Origin of the sequence: Synechococcus sp. GEYO (genome assembly GCF_900473955.1) — a bacterium.
In the GTDB taxonomy this organism is placed as follows: domain Bacteria; phylum Cyanobacteriota; class Cyanobacteriia; order PCC-6307; family Cyanobiaceae; genus Synechococcus_C.
Genome location: NZ_UCNL01000007.1, coordinates 387,815 through 405,643, shown reverse-complemented (window position 1 = coordinate 405,643; position 17,829 = coordinate 387,815). Strand labels below are relative to the sequence as shown.

Sequence of the window (17,829 nt, the reverse complement as noted above, 5' to 3'; positions counted from 1 at the left end):
TCTTTATGGTGCATGAAGCAAGAATACTACTAATACCAAAAAGTGAGCTGACGTAACCAAATATCGCGAGAAAACAACTCAAGGTAGCGAGAACGAGCCTGAAGCCCCAAATGAGAGCAAAGCGGTCGATCAGACGCCAATCTGTAAAGAACATCGACTAACCCATTAGGTGTCTGTGACCAGTCAAGATCTGGTAGCTGAGCCACCCAAGCCATACCGGAACGTGGACATTGAAATGCCAATGAGGGAATACCAGCAGCCATAGCTTCGAGCTGGACAATTCCAAAAGCCTCATTAGATTTATCAGAAGGAAGAACTAAAATATCCGCGATAGCCAATTGATCAAGCTTATTTTTCTCTGAAAGACGGCCCTTAAAGCAAACCAGATGATTACTATCAGACCCAAATAATTGCAAGCTGAGTTGATGAAAATAAGAACGTCTTGGGCCGTCGCCAACAATAACAAGCTCCCAAGGTAGATGAAGACAGGATAGCGCTTGCAGTAACCAATCAACACGCTTGTAAGAATCTAAGCGTCCAATAAACAAAACCCTGAAAGGAGAATGCGAAGATGGATCACGAAATGGCAACTGGAGAGCCTGAAGTTCTTGCTGAGAACTCAAGCAACAAGGCAAAAGAAAAAGACGATCAGGATGACAACCTAATGACTTTAACTCTTCAACTAATACAGGGGAAGTAGTAATGATGTCTGATACTAAACACAAGCTCCGAACTGCCAGCCACTCATATATAGCGTATAAAATACCAATTAAACTTCGAGAGGGTTGAAGGAAACTATGCCAGTGAACAGTTACTCGACGCCTAGGACGAAATAGACGAGCGAGAAGAAGAATCAGAAGTACCTCTGGGGAAGGTAAATGACCATGAAGAGGTGTTCCATCGTTGAGTAGTCGCCAGAGTGAGAGAGAAGGTAGTGGAAACCTTAAACGAAAGAAACTTGGCATGCAAGGAAGGCACACCCGTGAATAAGTAACAGCACTAGAATCAACTTCTGTATGGCTAATGCCCTTAACATCAAGGCTCCATATTTGGCCGCCCCAAACAATAGCTAACTCATGTGCAACTCTCTCTACTCCCCCATAACCAGGAGGCCATTCACGTAGAACCTGTTGAATCATATCAATGCAAGAGGTAGATCAAGCCATGGATGTCGCTTCTGCAGAGTGTTTGAAAGTGCTCTCCAGGATTTATTTGTAGCTGTGAAAGTCATCGATTGAGCATGACTACGATATTCAGCCAATATATAAGGGCATTGAACACCAAAAAAATCAGCTTCAATTAATTTGCACCAAAAGTCAAAATCCTCCCAACCACCTTCAATATGAGTGTAACCACCCACTTCCTGCCAAGCCTTACGACGAATAAGAGCCATTGCGTCAACTACGTTACCAGAAAGAAGACGGGAAGACTGCCAACTAGCTGTAGACACAAGACTTCGTTGATCGTCGGAACGACCAATTTCGGCATTAACGGCCAATAATGGATGTACGACAGCCATATTGGCAGCACAATTTGCTGTCAGATTCATGCATGACTCAATAGCATTAGGGTAAAGAATATTGTCCGCGTCTAGAACAAAGCACCATTTAGCACGCGCGGAAGCAAAGCCTGTGTTTCGCGTAGCAGCAAGTCCGGAGTTAGATGCATGGCGTAAAAACAGTATTCGAACAAAGGGATGATTCGTGCTGGAAACTATAGACTTAATCCACTCTAAAACCTTCTCAACACCATCGTCATTAGAGGCATCATCGACAACAATCAGTTCAATATATTGTGCTGTCTGCACTAAAACACTATCAAGAGCTGAACAGATTCGAGAAGCATAATTATAAAGACTTACAAGAACTGAGCTGGCTGGCTGACACTCGTCAGTACTACTCCAGGTGTATAACGTCTCAGTAAATCTAGAAGAGCGCTCTTCAGCCAAAGCAAACACATCTTGACCAAGATAATGCGCACGTAGATCAGCAGGAGTACGTTGCTCTGATAGTTCGCTAGACAAAAAGACTCCACATGAGTTATTATTCGCAAAAGAGAACCAGCCAGCACGTGCAAGTCCGGTTTTTACATCATCAATAATCAACTCAGACCAGCCTGGTAAGTACTGAATAGATGGCTTCAAATTACTGGAAGAAATAGCTTCTGCAGTTAAAGCAGAATTAAAGTCATTACATAGAGCACCAAGAACAATAAGCGAATCGAGTGAAGGAGGTGCTAGACCTAATAACATCCCCCAAATATCTGGTGAAGTTGCTGAATACTGATTAAGCCAACCATTAGTTGGACCATCAAGATTTACCCACCAGGCAGGAAGTCCCAATTCTCTCATCAAAAGAACACGAGAGGGCTGAGGATCAAATATGAGCTGATAGGAACGAAGCTCACTAAGCCACTGTTCAGCGAGATCTGGAGAAGGCATCTCAAGATTAATTGCTACCAAATTCAATGATCCCTGAGCAGAAGGATCATTAATACAATATAAATAATTAGAATGAGATCTAGACGAATCAATTTGACGATCTGAGAGATCTGACAACGAAAGATGATCCAAGCACTGATGAGGCTCAATCTCCAACCAAGAAGAACCAATAACCTTGAAAAGGGGGTCAGAACCTAAAGGAGGAATACAATGTATACATGGGGCTGGATAATGGAGATGATGGTTAAGCCAAGAAGTCCAATCACTGGGATTACGCAACAATTTATTGAGTTTAAAAGCACTGCGCTTAATATGCCTCAGGCCAAATGATGGAGTAGGAGAAGGTAAAGGAGAAGAAAGTAATTTCCGCAATAAACTCAAATATAGATCTCGGACTACTGGAAAAATTTTCGTAGGCTTAACAGGCGTAATGCTACGGCGAAGGTTAGAACGAATCAAAGATAAAGCATGAGTTCGTTGAGCATCTGTGACGTCAAACTTGGGCAAGGAAAAGAGAAGTCGCCCAAGCTCTGCATGAGGATCTTGAAACCAACCGGAAAAACTAACAATTGATATTGGCAGTGAAGCATCACGTGCTGTATGTAAAAGCTCAAGATTATGACGCCACCACAATTGTTGTGCAATAGTCGGATCCATGCCAGTGAGTGGACCATCACGCTTCACTAGTGAAGTGGAAACTTCAGCTGGATCACGCAACGAGAGGACAATATGCAAGGGAAATTGCAGCTCACGGGCTAAACCTATCCAAAGTGGAAGTAAACGACTACAACGGGGATCTTTAATTGCCCAGATTCCATGTTGACTCTTGATTTCAGCGCTTAATAAGTCAAATAATTGAGAACGAGCTTGTAAGGTAGCAGGATGCTCAAGCCATGCATTTGGCATAGGTAGGGTGCCATCTAAAGATGGCCACCATCGCTGAAGGTCGACAAGCAATCGCTCCTGAACTGCAACTACTTGGTCCCACTCAAAATAACCCTCCGGATTATGGATGTCACCACGTATAGTTTGTCCAGGCAGTGACACACCCAAACGCTGCAGCAGACCACCTAACAAAGAGGTGCCACTACGGTGCATTCCAACAATCAGCAATAAAGGAGGTCGAGGCAATGGATCAAGATGCAAGATGGTTGGACAGTACCCGTGAGTAATTATGAATTCTGATATGTTGAAAGTTTTTCAAATACACAGAAACAAGTTACCTCACTTTCTCGTGTTGGGCGTACAAAAAGGGGGAACAACGAGTCTGCAAAGACTTTTGGAACAACATCAGGATGTTTATCTCCCTAAATGCAAAGAAGTGCACTACTTTACGCAGCATTCGCATGAGGCGAGAAGCTGGTACGCATCGCATTATACAAAGGCAAAAAAAGGGCAAAAAAGAGGCGACATAACGCCCTTTTACATATTCCACCCGGAGGCGCCAAGAAGAATTCATAACTTGTTACCAAGAGTGAAAATGATAATTCTTCTAAGAGATCCAGTTGAAAGAACATTATCACAATATTTTCATGCAAGAAGAAATGGATTCGAGCAACTTGAATTACCAGAAGCACTACAAGCAGAGGAATATAGATTGAGAAATGGAGGAGCATATAGCCTTCAAAAGCACAGTTACAAGGCCAGAAGCTATTACATAGAACAACTAGATAGGTACGAAAAATTATTCAAGAAAAATCAAATCATGGTGCTAAAAAGCGAGACATTATTCGCTGAACCGAAAATAATATGGGGAAAAATACAGGAATTTATAAATCTGAAAACGCAATCATTGCCAAAGAATATATATAAATACAATTCAGGCGAGGACGAAGCGAAAACAGTAGATGAAAGTATCAGAACAAAACTAAGAGAAGAATTCAAAGAAACCGTCTTAGCCGTGAGAGAACGTTATGGAATCGACTGGGGGTGGGCGTAGAAATAATGGGCTGACCGCGAACACGCATAATTAAGGGCACAGTGAGAGTAGATGGGTGACTAATACCATGCTCCCGAAGACCATCTTCGCCCCAGCAGTCACCGTGATCAGAACAAATTAGAATAGTACTTTCCTTAAATTGATCTAACAAATTTGCTAATTGAGTATCGACCCATTCAAGGCAATTGCGCTGTCGACTAGAGCTCAAAACAGCAGAACATGAATCACCACCAAATGGAATACAAGGACTAGGCCAACGATCCCAGGATGCACCATCGTGCCAGTATGGTACATGAGTCTCTCCAACGTTCAAAAAAACAAAACGTGGTTGTTCCGGATTCGTAGTTAATAAGCACTCCTCGATCCACTCTAACTGAAGTGATAAACTCCACGTGTTACCAGCAAAAAAGAAATGTTCAAATGGTTTAGATAAAACAGATCCAGTTTCCGTTGATGTATTAAACCACTCAACAGCTCCACTTCCAATAGTCTGATAACCTCTTCGCCTAAAACCATCAATTATATTAGCCCCTTCAAGTCTGAAACTTAAATCACTATCTTGACTAGAATGACCTGAAAATGTCATACGAAAAAGCTTCCCAACCTTCGGATTCAATAGAGACTCAGAAGATTGAAAGACTCCAGGCGTGAAACCCATCCAAAAAGCAGAATGACTTCCGTAAGTAAAATAACTTGGTGCATGAGCCTTATGGAGCGGAGCAACACTAGAAAAAGAAGGTAAGCGACCAGACCTATATGACGACTCGAAGGTGTCATAGCGACATGAATCTAAGGTAATAAATAAGACATCTGGTCTAGAGCAAGCCGGTGACATCAGATATTAAAGAGGTAAACCAAGAATATCAGACTCAAATAAAAGAACAGACCGCAAAAGGGTACGACTAGCCAAAGAATTGGCACAAAAATTTCAGTCACAATAATACATAATAAATGAACACTCTGACTATGAGACAAAGACCCAGTTTGAATTCATTAGAAAAACAGAAAGTTGTAAATATCTAGTCAATGAAAAACTTGAGTTATTAATTGAATTGTTCAAATAATTGAAGGGAAAATGGGGGAAAGATGGGATCCTGAATGCGAGCAATTTATAAAAAGAAATTAATCCTGACATGATGCAAAAGGCAAAGACAAGTGATTTAGAAAAGAAAAAATTCAACATAACCAGTACTCTATGCAAAATGGGAACTGATAGGAGAGTAAAGGCAAATAGTAAAGAGGAAGATAAATGCACAACAATAGACAAATCACCACGCCTGAAGCAATTGCTCCCATCGACCTAAAGCTATTTCAACACTATGACGCATAGATTCAAAACTATACGATGAATGAACAGCCTTGGAAGCAAGCAATAGATTATTAAAGAGATTTGCTTTATCAGCTTTAAGTAACAAAGAAAATGAATAACACGAATTAATAAATCCAAGCCAATCCCCAAAAGGAATCTCAGTAGCAACACCATACTGAGAACCCAAAGTAAAAATCTCACGTCCACCAAGACCAGAGTATCCAACTAATGCGCATCCGCTAGCCATAGCTTCTGCAAGAGGTAGACCAAATCCCTCTGGGTGACCAAAAGATAGGTAAATCAAACTTTGACGAAGGTGACGAGCAACTTGTTCCTGAGTACAGTTGATTATTGGCTGGAAATACCAATCCGAAAAACAACTACGAAGCTGCAATAGAGCCAGAACAACATCTACATCAAGGGTATTTTTTCGAGGCATATAAGAAATCTGACGTTTTTTGTGTTGGCCAGGAAAGAATACATTAGTATCTATACAATTGTACAAACGACTGACTCTATCTTGGCCAAGGTTAAAGCCATCAATAAGAAGCATTTTATCAAAGTCAGAAACACAAAGAATATGGAGAATATCTGATCGACGATAAAGTTCTATTATAGACTGAGGAGGTAGTTTAAACTTAGAGCCAGGTGATCCAAAACTATAAGACCCATTTTGATTAAAAATAATCTTTGGAAGTCTAGGAGCATACACATCTAAGTCCAATATAAACGTCTCAGGCAGAACAACAATATTTTCTTGCGGACTAAGAAAGTCCCATTGTTTTTTGAAATCCTGGAAAGATGTGGTTTTTAATTTACTATGAAACCAACCGGGATGGAAATCAGAACGATCCTGAATTACATAAGCCCTGCGACCACATTTATTCAACGCCTCACCAAATCGATGCATCTGCTTAACGCCGCCAACAGGCTGTTTAAGATCCGGGTGTAATACAAGCCAATAAGTAATAGATGAGTTCATATGAACCTAAAAATCTATGAGGAGGTCACCATATACGTACCTTTCCAAAGCGGCCCAACGAGGATTTGATGAGTAGACAGCTTTAAGTTGTTGGATAGAGTACCAATGATTATAATTCCGAGAATAACGATTACGATTCCTGGAGGGAACAAGTCTCACACGAAAACGTGAAGAACAACTGATCGGTTGAAAAAGTTTCATGCAAGAAAGAAAATCGTTCTTTAAGTTGTCTACGCGAAGCAAGATACAACTATCATCTATATTAAATCGATCCAACCACCAATCGGCAGGAAGCCACTCTGATTGATTGTGACGCCAGAACAGACCTTGTTGAACAGGTGTAAGATCTAAATTCAACCCCATCATTTGACGCTTATGCTGATAATTACTAATAAGCCAATCAGGCAATCGCCGAAAATTACAAACAATTTGTTGATCTACAATGGGCAACTCATAAGCATTTGGGTGCTCAGAAAAAGGTAGATGCTTAAGAGGGCTATTTTGGGGATCATTCCAGAGTAAAGGGACACCAGAAGCTACAAATAATTGCTCAGTTGTAGTTCCTGCGGTTTTAGGTAAATGTAGCCAAACTAATTTATTTGTAATGATCAAGGCAGTAACTCCACGGCACCTAGCTTAGACAACCAACTCAAGGCATGATCAATATCGGACTGATGTATATGAGGCATCTCTTCATATAGCTCAGACTTTTTTATTGAAAATACTTGCTGATTGTCAAGGCTAACTTTCTGCAGATATAAGATCAATGGTTCTAGCGCTGTCATCTTAAGATCTGATTCAGCGCGAATGGAATAGAGAGAATAAATATCCAAATTTTGTTGGTCTGTAAGTCGTTGACTGAGACGACTCTGATTCCATGAAATAATATTAGTACTCGAATGAGTAGATGACGCCCAATTCTTGAATTGACGCCATGGTGACAGAATAGACATATCAAATATCATGGATGAATCATAATGGAGGCGAGAATTTGTGAGGACCTTACTAAAATCAAAAAATTGATTAATAATCGTAGACCAATCATAAAACTCCTCTGCGCGCTGACGACCAGCTTCGCCCATACGTTTACGCAGAGAAGAGTTAGCTACCAACTGTTGTAAGGCGAAAACCAATGCATCCTCCTCAACGACTACTTGTTGCATTAAATCGGCCATGAAAGAGTTATGGTTAAGTCGACCCATGGCTAACTCAGCAAGCCGTTGAGGAGCATTATGACCTGGTTGTGATGTGGGAATTAAAAAGCCAGTAACCATATGTACGACACTGTCCCTATAGCCATTCCAATCAGACGCAATAACAGGAAGAGCACGTGCCATAGCCTCAATAGGAGTAAGACCAAGGGTTTCCTGGAGACTGTCAGCCAGAGTTACAAAAATATCTGCGGAACTCCATGCATAGTCTGTAAGATTCTCATCGTTACCATCCAAAAGACGTAGCTCAAAGAAAGATGAAAAATAATCTTTAACTTGCTTCCACAGAAGCATCGTTTCACTGGATTGAGCTGTTCCTAGAACCAATAAACAAGGTAAAAAAGAAGGATCTGACGAATTTCGTTGTTGTTGGACGACTCTTGCTAATGCTTGTAAAAGAACACCAGGATGGGATTTTGAATGAATTTCTAATCGACCGACACACAGAACCACAAAACGATCCTTACACAAACCAAGGAATTTACGCGAATCGTGAAAAGCGGAAAGTTTTGATAAAGCTTTGAACCGATCTAAATCGCAGCCAAGCGGGATAACAGGCCGCTGTGGCAATTTCCAATTATGAAAAGATCCCCCAAAACGCTGTGCAAGTCGCATGCCTTCAAATTCAAAAACATGATCAACAGCTTCACGTGCACATCGACTTGTACAAATCAAACCATCCCAAGGATATAAATCAGAGCTGGGAAAATTAAGTAAACCCTTTAAAACTCCAAGAGTTGACAAAGTATGAGTAATTCCAATAAGGCTAAACGCCTTAGCACCCATAGAATGCCAACGACGGTAGTCAGCCCATCGTGAAAGAACAGGATCAGAGACAAGTAATGAATCTAAGCCCTGAATTCGATCTAACTTATCAAGTGGCCATACATTCAGCTTCAACGTTGGGCGGTGCAATGCATGAGCCTGCTGTAACCCCGATAAATCGTGGTCTCGGGGTGCTACAACAGGAAGGCGATCACAAGGACAAAAACGAAGCATGGCAGACAACAAACCAACACCGCTTTGTTGACGACCCATTTTTCGAGATGACGATGCATAAGCATCAGAGGCATAAAGGAGACCAAGGTGATTGAGTGTCATGACAATCTTCAGAAAAGCGTTTCAAAGCTAAAAACGACAAATGAGCCAAAAAAACGCAAACCTGCTTCTGGTGACTTTTGATCAGTGGCGTGGAGACTGGGGGAACCCACAAGCCCCGGTAGTACAGCTACCAAACCTTGAAAAAATTAGCAAATTAGGGTGGGCAGCTACTCGGTGTTATACGAGCAGCCCTCATTGTGTACCAGCACGTTTTAGCTGGTTGACAGGGCTTATGCCATCTCAAATGTGTGTTACACAAAATCAGGGTATAGACCTACCAGCTGATGCACCATCCATTGTTCGAGAACTTAGGAATAACGGATATTACACAGCACTAGTTGGCAAAACACACTGGACTAGACATGATAAAAAGAATGATTTGAGAAACAATAAGACCTTAATGAATATGTTGGGATTTGATAATGTAATAGAAGTAGCTGGACCACGCGCTTTACGAAGAATAAGCTGTGAACTAACGGATGATTGGGAAAAGGCAGGAGTGATGGAACAACAACTAAGGGACCTAGAAGAAAGATATGGAAGTGGATTAACAGAAAACTCATGGAAAGTGAAGCCGAGCATATTGCCGACAAAACTATATCCTGACTGCTGGATCACTACCCAAGCAAAAAGAGTATTAAAAGAGATACCTATGGAGAAGCCATGGATGCTATGGGTAAGCTTCGTTGGTCCTCATGAACCATTCGATACGCCACATCCATGGCATGGTATGAATGAAAAAACTGATTTACCGCAAGCAAGAAGAAAACCTAAATGGATAGAAGAATTGAGCAATGAAGTTGAATTAAAAAAATTATGCCAAAAGTGGCACGGTAAACTAACTGAAAAAATAGTCATTGAATGTAGAAAAGATTATGCAGACCATATGATGCTGCTTGATAATCAGCTAGGAATACTGTTAAATACACTAAACTCACGCGATGATGCAACAAGAACAGCGATAGCAATCACTGCTGATCATGGTGAGTTGCTAGGCGATGCAGGCATGTTATACAAGGGCTGTTTTCTTGAGGGAGCCATTAATGTTCCATGGATTTATAAAGGACCAGATAATGTCAAAAAACATAAACAAACCAAATATTCAAATAAACCGGTTGAATTAACTGGGCTTTTAAAGCAAACATTTCGAGGGCTTACAGAAGGTGGTGGGGCTTATATATACCTACAAAAATGGGCAGAAAGACAAAGAGGAGCGATTATTGAATACGGGAAGGAGCGGGTATTTATAAGAGGTCATAAAAAATTATGCGTAGACTTCAATGGTCAATACCTATGGGCTATTAACACAAAAAAAGATCCCAACGAACAATGCAATGTAATAAAAGAAAAATATTTGAGGTGGAAGTTTAGCTTCGATTGGTATCTATTAAAAAGGTGGGCCTTGAAAGAATCAAATCACCGATCTGAAAAGCTATGGATATGGAGGGAGCTTGGGCCTGATCATTGAATCCGGATGTTTATGCAACCAATCACTCCAAGTTCGGAAACACCCTATTTCAGAATTAAGATAATGCAAAAATTCAGACATTTCAGCTTCTGGTATCCGCCCATGTAAAATATAAACAGAAATACCTTTTCCAGCAATCCACGGCTTAGTGATCCTTAGATTAGCCTCTGAAGGTAATACACACACACGCAAATATGTGTGGGTAATCATCCACCACAAAGCAGAACGTAAGGATGCCTGATCCCAAGTCTGACCTCTATTCAACGCCAAATGGTCATAAAGTCGCAACCAACGTTTAATTAATAACCTCTGACGAAAAGAACGTCGTAATAAAATGACGCCTGAATTGAACTCAGGGAAAATTGATGGAATCGCCTCATCATTCCACCCAGAAGGTTTTCGCACAGGTGCATGAGCAGCAGCGAAGTGGCTGTTTGATGCAGAATCAAATATGTCTTTAATAGGCGCAAGTATGCGGGTATCTGAATCCAAGTACAGCGTTTGTTGAAAAGGTAGGTTTAACAACGGCAATATTTTGTCTCGATAACCTCCAACAGGTGAAGCATGTCGAAAAACCTGGTCGAAGACACCCATCTCTTTTGCTTGATCTGGTAAATCTGTAAATACAACAGTAGGCAAACCCGACAAAAACGGCTTAGATGCACGGAGATTTCTAGATGCTTCCTCTAGGTAACGACTACCCGTCGCGACGACGAGAAGGCCACGAGACAATGCCATACGATATCAAAGCAATGGACGTCTATTGAATGCGCTTCGTCTTGCACATTGGAATGGAAAAGACAGGGTCTACTGCCATTCAGATTTGGATGAAAACACAGCGTACAACATTCGGTGCGGAAGGATGGTATGTTCCAAGAAAACTTGGAAAAGTCAATCACAGAAAGCTCTCGATACTAGGATTTAACCCAGACAGACGCGACGATGCCACCTATAAACACAATATCACAAGCGACAAAAAACTAATAGAGCTTCAAAATAAAATTCAAATTGATCTTATCGATGATATAGATAATGCGAGGAAAACAAATAAGAATCAAATATTAGCAAGTAGTGAATTAATAAGCAGTCGTCTAACTACAACGCGAGAGATAGAACGACTAATTAATGCAATCAAAAAAACCGATATTTCACAGCTAGATGTTGTCTTATTCATACGCGATGCTGCAGATTTAGCCCAGTCAAGACATACAACAGCAGTTCTTCATGAAGGCAGAGTCACAAAGGATCCACCGATTCCGGGTAGTTACGAAGCTGATCTATTTGGGAATCAATCATTATTAATAGAAAAGTGGAAAAATGCATTAGAAAAAGAGTGGGGCGGATCAAAATTAATAGTCATAGAGTATGAGCAAGCAATCTTAAAACATGGATCAACGTGTAGCGCACTTGCAGCAAAACTAAAACTTAGTAAGGAACTATATCTGTCAGGGAGAAACACAACGACCAACAAAGCATTACCAAAACTGAGTATAGATCTACTGAGACTTTCAAATAAGATTCGCAAAAAAAGCAAAAATTCAAAGGGTATAAAAAAATGGATTTTTGAGGTTATTTCCAAATACCTTACCAGACTAACATTAATTATTCGTCCAGGTCTGCAAAAATACAAAATGCCAGCAAATCTAAGAAACGAATATAAAAAAACATACAAAAAGCCCCACCTATAAAGGTGGGGCTTAAAACAATGGACGACTAGGTCGTTATCAGATGGTGAGCGTTACAGCACTGACGGATGCGATAGAAGCACTTGCAACTTGATTTCCAAGTTGAACAAGAAGGTCACCTTCGATGCCACTGCCAGCTGCTCCACCTTGAACGAACAGGTAATCCGTTCCACCAATGCCCTCAAGGACAACTGTCTTACCCTGTTCAACAATCGAATCAAGGAAGGTGATTCGTGCCGAAATATCGGTCTGATTACCGAACCAATTAGCTTCGGTGATCTTACCGTTAGCAACAGTGTAAGTACCGCTGACACTCTGAGTAAGGAGCGTCATGTCAGCAACATCTTGAGTCACGACAATGGCGTTACCGCTGTTTGTCTCATCGAGGGCATTACCGGCAGCTCCAGAGAAAGCGGAGACAACATCAGTTGTGGTGATGTTGGACTCGGAGAAAGCGTCGTATCTGAGGTAGCCGTTTGCTGTGTAAGTACCCGAGTCACTTGCACCTGCAGCATCCAAGAGGATGGTGTCAGCGCCAGCACCACCGAAGACCATAACTGCGGTGTTGTTAGCACCACCAGTGAAGGAATGGCTTCGTGCAGCTGCATCAATGGTGATGAGGTCAGTACCACCACCACCTTGAACAGTGGCGTAGGTGTCGAAATCACCAGTGTTGATAACAGCGGAAAGAGTGATCGTATCGGCACCTGCACCGCCACCGATCAACATGCCAGCGGACTCAATACCGTTAGCAGAAACAACGATGGAATCCTTACCGTAGTTGCCATTAATAGTGGCACCAGTACCAACAAAGCTGCCGATAGTAAAGCGGTCAGCACCACCTGCACCCTGAACCAGGGCTGCAGAAGCAGCGTTACCTACAGCAGAGAGAACAATGGTGTCATTACCGATGGTACCGATCTCATCGCCCTTGATTTGAACTGAACCGGTAAAGGCTCCACCAGCAGAAATGGTGTCATTACCACCACCACCTGCAATGGTTGCGTTTTGGAAGGTGGCACCAGCACTCAAAATAATGGTGTCATTGCCAGCTCCTGCGCCAATCAAGCTGGTGGTAACGCGATATGCAGAGGCAGTGATCAGGTCATCACCTGCGTTACTACCAATTGTGCTTCCAGCAACCCAGTTACCAGCACTCAGAACGATGGTGTCGTTGCCACCACCACCTTGAATCAGCGAGGCTGTGAAGGTTCCATTGTCAGCTGAAACTACGTCGTTTCCTGCACCGCCAAGGAAGCTGGCGTTAGCATTGTCTCCGGCTTCACTTGCAGAAAATGCAATTGTGTCATTACCTTCACCGCCGTTCAAGCGAACAAGAGTGAAATTAGAAACACCACCAGCTGAGGCGGTAATTACGTCATTTCCTGCAAGACCCTGAACGGTGACCTGGAGGCCTGTGTTGAGAACGATTGTGTCGTTGCTGTCCGTCCCCAGTGTGGTTGTATTGGGTGACGGAACAAAAATGTTTGCCATTGATCGAAGCGGGTCAAAAAGGACGGACCATTAACATAGTAGAGAGTTTGGGAGCAATGGTCAACATCAAACCGAAAACTGCTCTATTTGGAACAAGTAAAATATTTGATCCAATCAATCACTCTAACGTCATTTCCCTACAGCAAGATAATTCTCAGACACAATCTCAAGTGTCTACCGTAGAAATCACTTTCTAAGCTATTCGAGACCGATCTGAGACAAAAGCTTTGACCATATTAGGTTAAATTCAGAAAGTGAATACTTATTGGAAAAAACCCTGGCACGTGTTGAGTATTCAATTCTAAGTTCAGGGTTATTAAACAATTCATTAATATGTTTAAAAGCAGAATTAGGATCACCTGGTTCACAGAGGACGACAGGTGACTGCAAATCAGTAAAAAGACTTTTTACAGACAAAGTGTTCCAAGCAACAATGTTGCATCCAACAGCAGCTGCCTCAAAAAAACTCCAACTTGGCACAAAATCTAGAGAAAAATAACAATGGACATCACTTCTTCTTAAAAATGCTCTGTAATTTTTTAAATTTAAGCGACCTAAAAATCTTACTTTCTTCTGGTCAATCCAAGGTCTGAGTTGTTTAAAGGCCCAATCACCCCAAGTTTTGCCTGTTGGAGGTGGTGATGGATAATAAAAGCATTGGTTAAGACCAGCTATTTCAACACATACATCGTTTCGTTGCGTTAGAAGTTCTTTAGCAGCCAAGACAAACTCAGGAAAACCTCTCAGAGGTTCCATTCCGCGAGTGCCATATGTTAATAGCAAACTTCGAGAATTAGATCGTTGCGTTGTATCAGGTGAAAAAAAATCGGTATCTATTCCATCAAAACAAATATTACAGAGTGGCTTTATCAAGCGTGGAAGCATTGACTTCTGCCAAAGTGTAGGAGCAACAAGCAAGTCAGACTGACAAATCTCTAAGGCGATAATAGAATTACGTTTGGATGATTTTTGAGTCTGCAAAAAAGACTTGCTCATCCACTTAGTCTTTGAAAACATTCCCATAGGGGCAAGAGATGGTTCCAAAAACCACCACTCAATATATGAGATAATTTTACTTTTAGGCCAACATAAACGTAAAGCATCACCTGCACCCCAGCCAGAATGGGACACAATTAGATCAGGGTAAAAGCCTTGCGAGGACAATTGTCGATAAGAAGTGGCAAAAACTTCTTTAAAAACCTTCATTTTTTGAGTTTCAGTTAAATTATTAAACTTGTCATCACTTACTCGAGGGTCTTTGATCTTCAAACATCTGACTCCTTTAGGGAGCTGACCTGAAGCAGTTCGGCACAAAAAAGTAACGGAATCGCCTTTATTTAGATGATATTGAATATGACCCTTAAATTGTGCGGGACAATTGGTGTGTATAAATAATATGGCTCTGCTCATGCTAATCTTTGGGGTAAGGATCAAATAAAAGTCACATGCATCTACAAGACGCTATTAAGGCGCATATGAACGGACAACTAGAGGAAGCAGCAAAACATTATCAGAACGCATTAAAAACAGACAAGCAAACACCTGTACTCTACCAAAACTATGGGGCATTGCTGAAACAACTTGGCAAAGTTGAAGAAAGCCTCGTAATTTTGACAAAAGGAAGGAAAATATATCCAAATTGGGCTGGTATATCAATCAATAGAGCAAATACTCTGAAGAAACTCCACAGACCAGTAGCTTCTTTAGAGGAATCACTAGCTACTTTAAGAATATTCACAAAAGAAATAGGAAAGAAACCACAAGATGCTGAATTAGGACACTGGGTAACTACTATTAGACTACTAAGAGAACTTAAGCAAGACGAATGGGCCCTTGAAATCTGTAGACTCGCATTAGATTGCTACCCAAATAATGACAAATTGATTGTTGAAACAATCCTGATTGTTCAAGAATATACTGATTTAGACAATAAACCGGAACTAGCGTCAATTCTGGAAAAAACTCTTGAGAAATTACCTGAAAGTTACAAGCTCGAATATATTCTGAATCAACTAGGCGCCGCTGTAAAAAATGGTGACGGTAGCGAAGCTAATAAACTATACGAAAAATCGAAAATTATTTTAGGAGAGGCATTAGCTGAAAACCCGGACAATTCTGGAGAAATACTAAAGCAGTTTAACTCAAATTGCTGGAACTTTGGCTGCATGATAATAAAAAAACAAGAATTTAAAACAGGATGGAAACTATTCGATCATGGCCTACAAACCCCCGCTATAGGAAAACAAAGATGGCAGAGAGCAATGAAGAAGCCATTTTCTCACAATCAATTAAAACTTTGGAAAGGTGAATCGCTAAAAGGGAAAACAATTTTAGTCATTGAAGAACAAGCAGTAGGAGATGTGATGATGTTTTTAACAATTCTGCCAAATTTATTTGAAGAAGCCAAACATATCACATTGGTACTTAATGATAGACTGGTACCTATCTACGAAAGAAGCTTTAAAGCAGAAATATCAAAAAAGAAACTTACTATTGCTAGGCTAAAGAATTTGAGCCAAACCAACACAAAAAACTTTGATTTTCAAATACCACTAGGATCAATATGCCAATATCGATGCACAGACCCCGAAAAGTATTCTAATTTTGACCCAGTAGTAAAAGCGAATAAAACTGAAGCGCATGAATTGCGCAAGTCATACCTTAAATCTAAACCTAATGCGACTAAGGTGATTGGTATCAGCTGGTCTGGAGGTGGAAGAAAAGACAGAGTCAACCTGAAGTCTGTAAACACAAAGATTTTTACTGAGGTACTCAAAAAACATCATGACATTTTGTTTGTGAGTTTACAATACGGAAAGGTTTCGGCTGTACTAGAGCGCTGGAGCAAACAAAATTTCAATGTAATTAATGATCAAAGAGTAAATTCACTAGCGAATATGGACAAATGGATATCACAAGTTGAAGCGTGTGATGCAGTAATTAGCGTAGCGAATACAACAATTCATGGTGCAGGAGGATTAGGTAAACCAACTATATGTCTATTAAGCCGATCATCTGATTGGCGTTGGTTAGAAGACGAAGGCACTCAAAGAAGTTATTGGTACTCAAGTGTTGGAATCGCAAGACAAACATCGAACGGGAGTTGGGAGACCGCTATGAAAGAAGTGTCCGATTGGATTGATAAAGGTTGCATGCCCTATACTGGAAAACAATTCTACGAATCAAAATGAGTATTGCCGATCTTCATCAGTTGTATGAACAGGGCTACTACAAAAAGATTGTTAATATAGCAGATAAAGATGATGAATTTGACCCCGAGACTCAAAGACTTATAGCAGCAGCTAATTTTCAGCTTGGAAATTATTCAGATTGCCTTAATTTACTTGCAGAAATTGAAGGGTCGTTTCTAAACGAAGGATCCTTCTATTCGCTTTATGGTGCTGCTTTACGAAGAGTTGGGCTTCTGAAAGAGTCCCTTGATAAATTTAAATCTGCTATGGAACTTAGCGAGGAAGACAGGTACATTAAAAACAACTATGCGAACGTATTAGTAGACCTAGGCCAACATACAGAAGCTATTGAGATTTTAAAAGGCATTGTAAATCAGTATCCAGAATACTTAGACGCAAAAATCAATCTTGAAAGAGCAGAAGATAGATTAATTAAATCAAAAGACGAGAAAGATATAACAGAAGCCAAGACACAAGTATCTTCAAAAACAGATTTCGACCCATTGATGGCTGCGTTTTCAGATGAAGAAGTTGATCTTGCAAGCAAATCGCCATTAGGTAATACAGCTCAAAATCCTGTTATAAAGCATATACCAGATACCAACAAAGACAAAAAGATCTTGGAAAAACTAGAGCTTTTAAAGCAAACATTGGCCGAAAAGAACTATACCTTTGGGTTAAGTCTTTGCTCAGAACTAAAAGTACTCGGACTTCCAGCAGACCTAACTTACAAATATGCTAGCGACTGTTACGTTGGGCTCCAAAAATATGTCGAAGCGGAAATTTATTTATTACATTCCGCATTGCTTAATCCAAACAATATTAATTCAATAATCAATTTAGTTTCAGTATGTTCAATCAAAGGAGATCTAGAGAGAGCAACATATTTTTTTGATAAAATAAAAAATAAACCTGAATTAGACCATACACAAAAAGTACATTTAGAAAAAATTCTCGCGCAACGCACTAAAGAATTGAAAAACAAACCATTCAAGTTTGACTCCTAAGA

General features: G+C 40.7%; 14 protein-coding genes and 1 pseudogene. 5 read left to right on the top strand and 10 right to left on the bottom strand.

Translation table 11 applies throughout. From position 1 onward, the window contains the following. Window positions 1-29: 29 nt before the first annotated feature. The 3 genes and pseudogenes from DXY37_RS13590 to DXY37_RS07000 form a co-directional block, all read right to left on the bottom strand. Entirely contained in the window at window positions 30-623 is a 594-nt protein-coding gene (locus DXY37_RS13590) for a glycosyltransferase (RefSeq protein WP_244276929.1), read from the bottom strand. A 12-nt stretch (window positions 624-635) separates the two neighbouring features. Then, window positions 636-1,139 (bottom strand): annotated as a pseudogene (locus DXY37_RS13755) (glycosyltransferase); the annotation flags it as partial. Next, a complete protein-coding gene (locus DXY37_RS07000; protein WP_136975570.1) occupies window positions 1,136-3,571 on the bottom strand; it encodes a glycosyltransferase in 2,436 nt (811 codons plus the stop codon). The gene DXY37_RS07000 and the pseudogene DXY37_RS13755, both read right to left, overlap by 4 nt. Before the next feature lie 43 nt (window positions 3,572-3,614). Here DXY37_RS07000 and DXY37_RS06995 point away from each other — a divergent pair, with 43 nt between their 5' ends. Beyond that, window positions 3,615-4,379 carry a sulfotransferase domain-containing protein gene (locus tag DXY37_RS06995; RefSeq protein WP_115125952.1) on the top strand — a complete coding sequence of 255 codons (765 nt, stop codon included), beginning with the start codon at window positions 3,615-3,617 and terminating at the stop codon, window positions 4,377-4,379. Here DXY37_RS06995 and DXY37_RS13750 read toward each other — a convergent pair. The 4 genes from DXY37_RS13750 to DXY37_RS06990 form a co-directional block, all read right to left on the bottom strand. Beyond that, window positions 4,321-4,965 carry a sulfatase-like hydrolase/transferase gene (locus tag DXY37_RS13750; RefSeq protein ID WP_371637978.1) on the bottom strand — a complete coding sequence of 215 codons (645 nt, stop codon included), beginning with the start codon at window positions 4,963-4,965 and terminating at the stop codon, window positions 4,321-4,323. The genes DXY37_RS06995 and DXY37_RS13750 overlap by 59 nt on opposite strands. 682 nt (window positions 4,966-5,647) lie before the next feature. Next, window positions 5,648-6,670: a glycosyltransferase family 4 protein gene (locus DXY37_RS13080; RefSeq protein WP_136975569.1), complete on the bottom strand. Its 1,023-nt coding sequence runs from the start codon at window positions 6,668-6,670 to the stop codon at window positions 5,648-5,650. 6 nt (window positions 6,671-6,676) lie between these two features. Beyond that, window positions 6,677-7,282, bottom strand: a complete 606-nt coding sequence (locus DXY37_RS13075) for a hypothetical protein (protein ID WP_136975568.1) — start codon at window positions 7,280-7,282, stop codon at window positions 6,677-6,679. Beyond that, on the bottom strand, window positions 7,279-8,982 hold the full coding sequence (locus tag DXY37_RS06990; RefSeq protein WP_115125951.1) for a glycosyltransferase family 4 protein: 1,704 nt from the start codon (window positions 8,980-8,982) through the stop codon (window positions 7,279-7,281). The genes DXY37_RS13075 and DXY37_RS06990 overlap by 4 nt, the downstream gene beginning before the upstream one ends. Before the next feature lie 40 nt (window positions 8,983-9,022). Between DXY37_RS06990 and DXY37_RS06985 the strand changes: the two genes are divergently transcribed. Then, entirely contained in the window at window positions 9,023-10,450 is a 1,428-nt protein-coding gene (locus DXY37_RS06985) for a sulfatase-like hydrolase/transferase (protein WP_115125950.1), read from the top strand. On the opposite strand, the gene DXY37_RS13070 is transcribed toward DXY37_RS06985, so the two are convergent. After that, window positions 10,415-11,098, bottom strand: coding sequence for a hypothetical protein (locus tag DXY37_RS13070; RefSeq protein WP_136975567.1), 684 nt, complete (start codon window positions 11,096-11,098; stop codon window positions 10,415-10,417). The two genes, DXY37_RS06985 and DXY37_RS13070, sit on opposite strands and share 36 nt — an antisense overlap. 143 nt (window positions 11,099-11,241) lie before the next feature. On the opposite strand from DXY37_RS13070, the gene DXY37_RS06980 reads away from it, so the two are divergent. Beyond that, window positions 11,242-12,138 carry a hypothetical protein gene (locus tag DXY37_RS06980; RefSeq protein ID WP_136975566.1) on the top strand — a complete coding sequence of 299 codons (897 nt, stop codon included), beginning with the start codon at window positions 11,242-11,244 and terminating at the stop codon, window positions 12,136-12,138. Between the two features lie 36 nt (window positions 12,139-12,174). Here DXY37_RS06980 and DXY37_RS06975 read toward each other — a convergent pair whose 3' ends face one another. Further along, entirely contained in the window at window positions 12,175-13,629 is a 1,455-nt protein-coding gene (locus tag DXY37_RS06975; protein ID WP_115125948.1) for a hypothetical protein, read from the bottom strand. 198 nt (window positions 13,630-13,827) lie between these two features. Then, window positions 13,828-15,039, bottom strand: coding sequence for a glycosyltransferase (locus DXY37_RS06970; RefSeq protein ID WP_115125947.1), 1,212 nt, complete (start codon window positions 15,037-15,039; stop codon window positions 13,828-13,830). Window positions 15,040-15,074: 35 nt separating this feature from the next. Here DXY37_RS06970 and DXY37_RS06965 point away from each other — a divergent pair, with 35 nt between their 5' ends. Together DXY37_RS06965 and DXY37_RS06960 are read left to right on the top strand one after the other, a co-directional pair. Then, window positions 15,075-16,820 (top strand): tetratricopeptide repeat protein, encoded by a 1,746-nt coding sequence (locus DXY37_RS06965; RefSeq protein ID WP_115125946.1) that lies wholly within the window; start codon window positions 15,075-15,077, stop codon window positions 16,818-16,820. After that, window positions 16,817-17,827, top strand: a complete 1,011-nt coding sequence (locus tag DXY37_RS06960; protein ID WP_115125945.1) for a M48 family metallopeptidase — start codon at window positions 16,817-16,819, stop codon at window positions 17,825-17,827. The genes DXY37_RS06965 and DXY37_RS06960 overlap by 4 nt, the downstream gene beginning before the upstream one ends. Window positions 17,828-17,829: the final 2 nt, after the last annotated feature.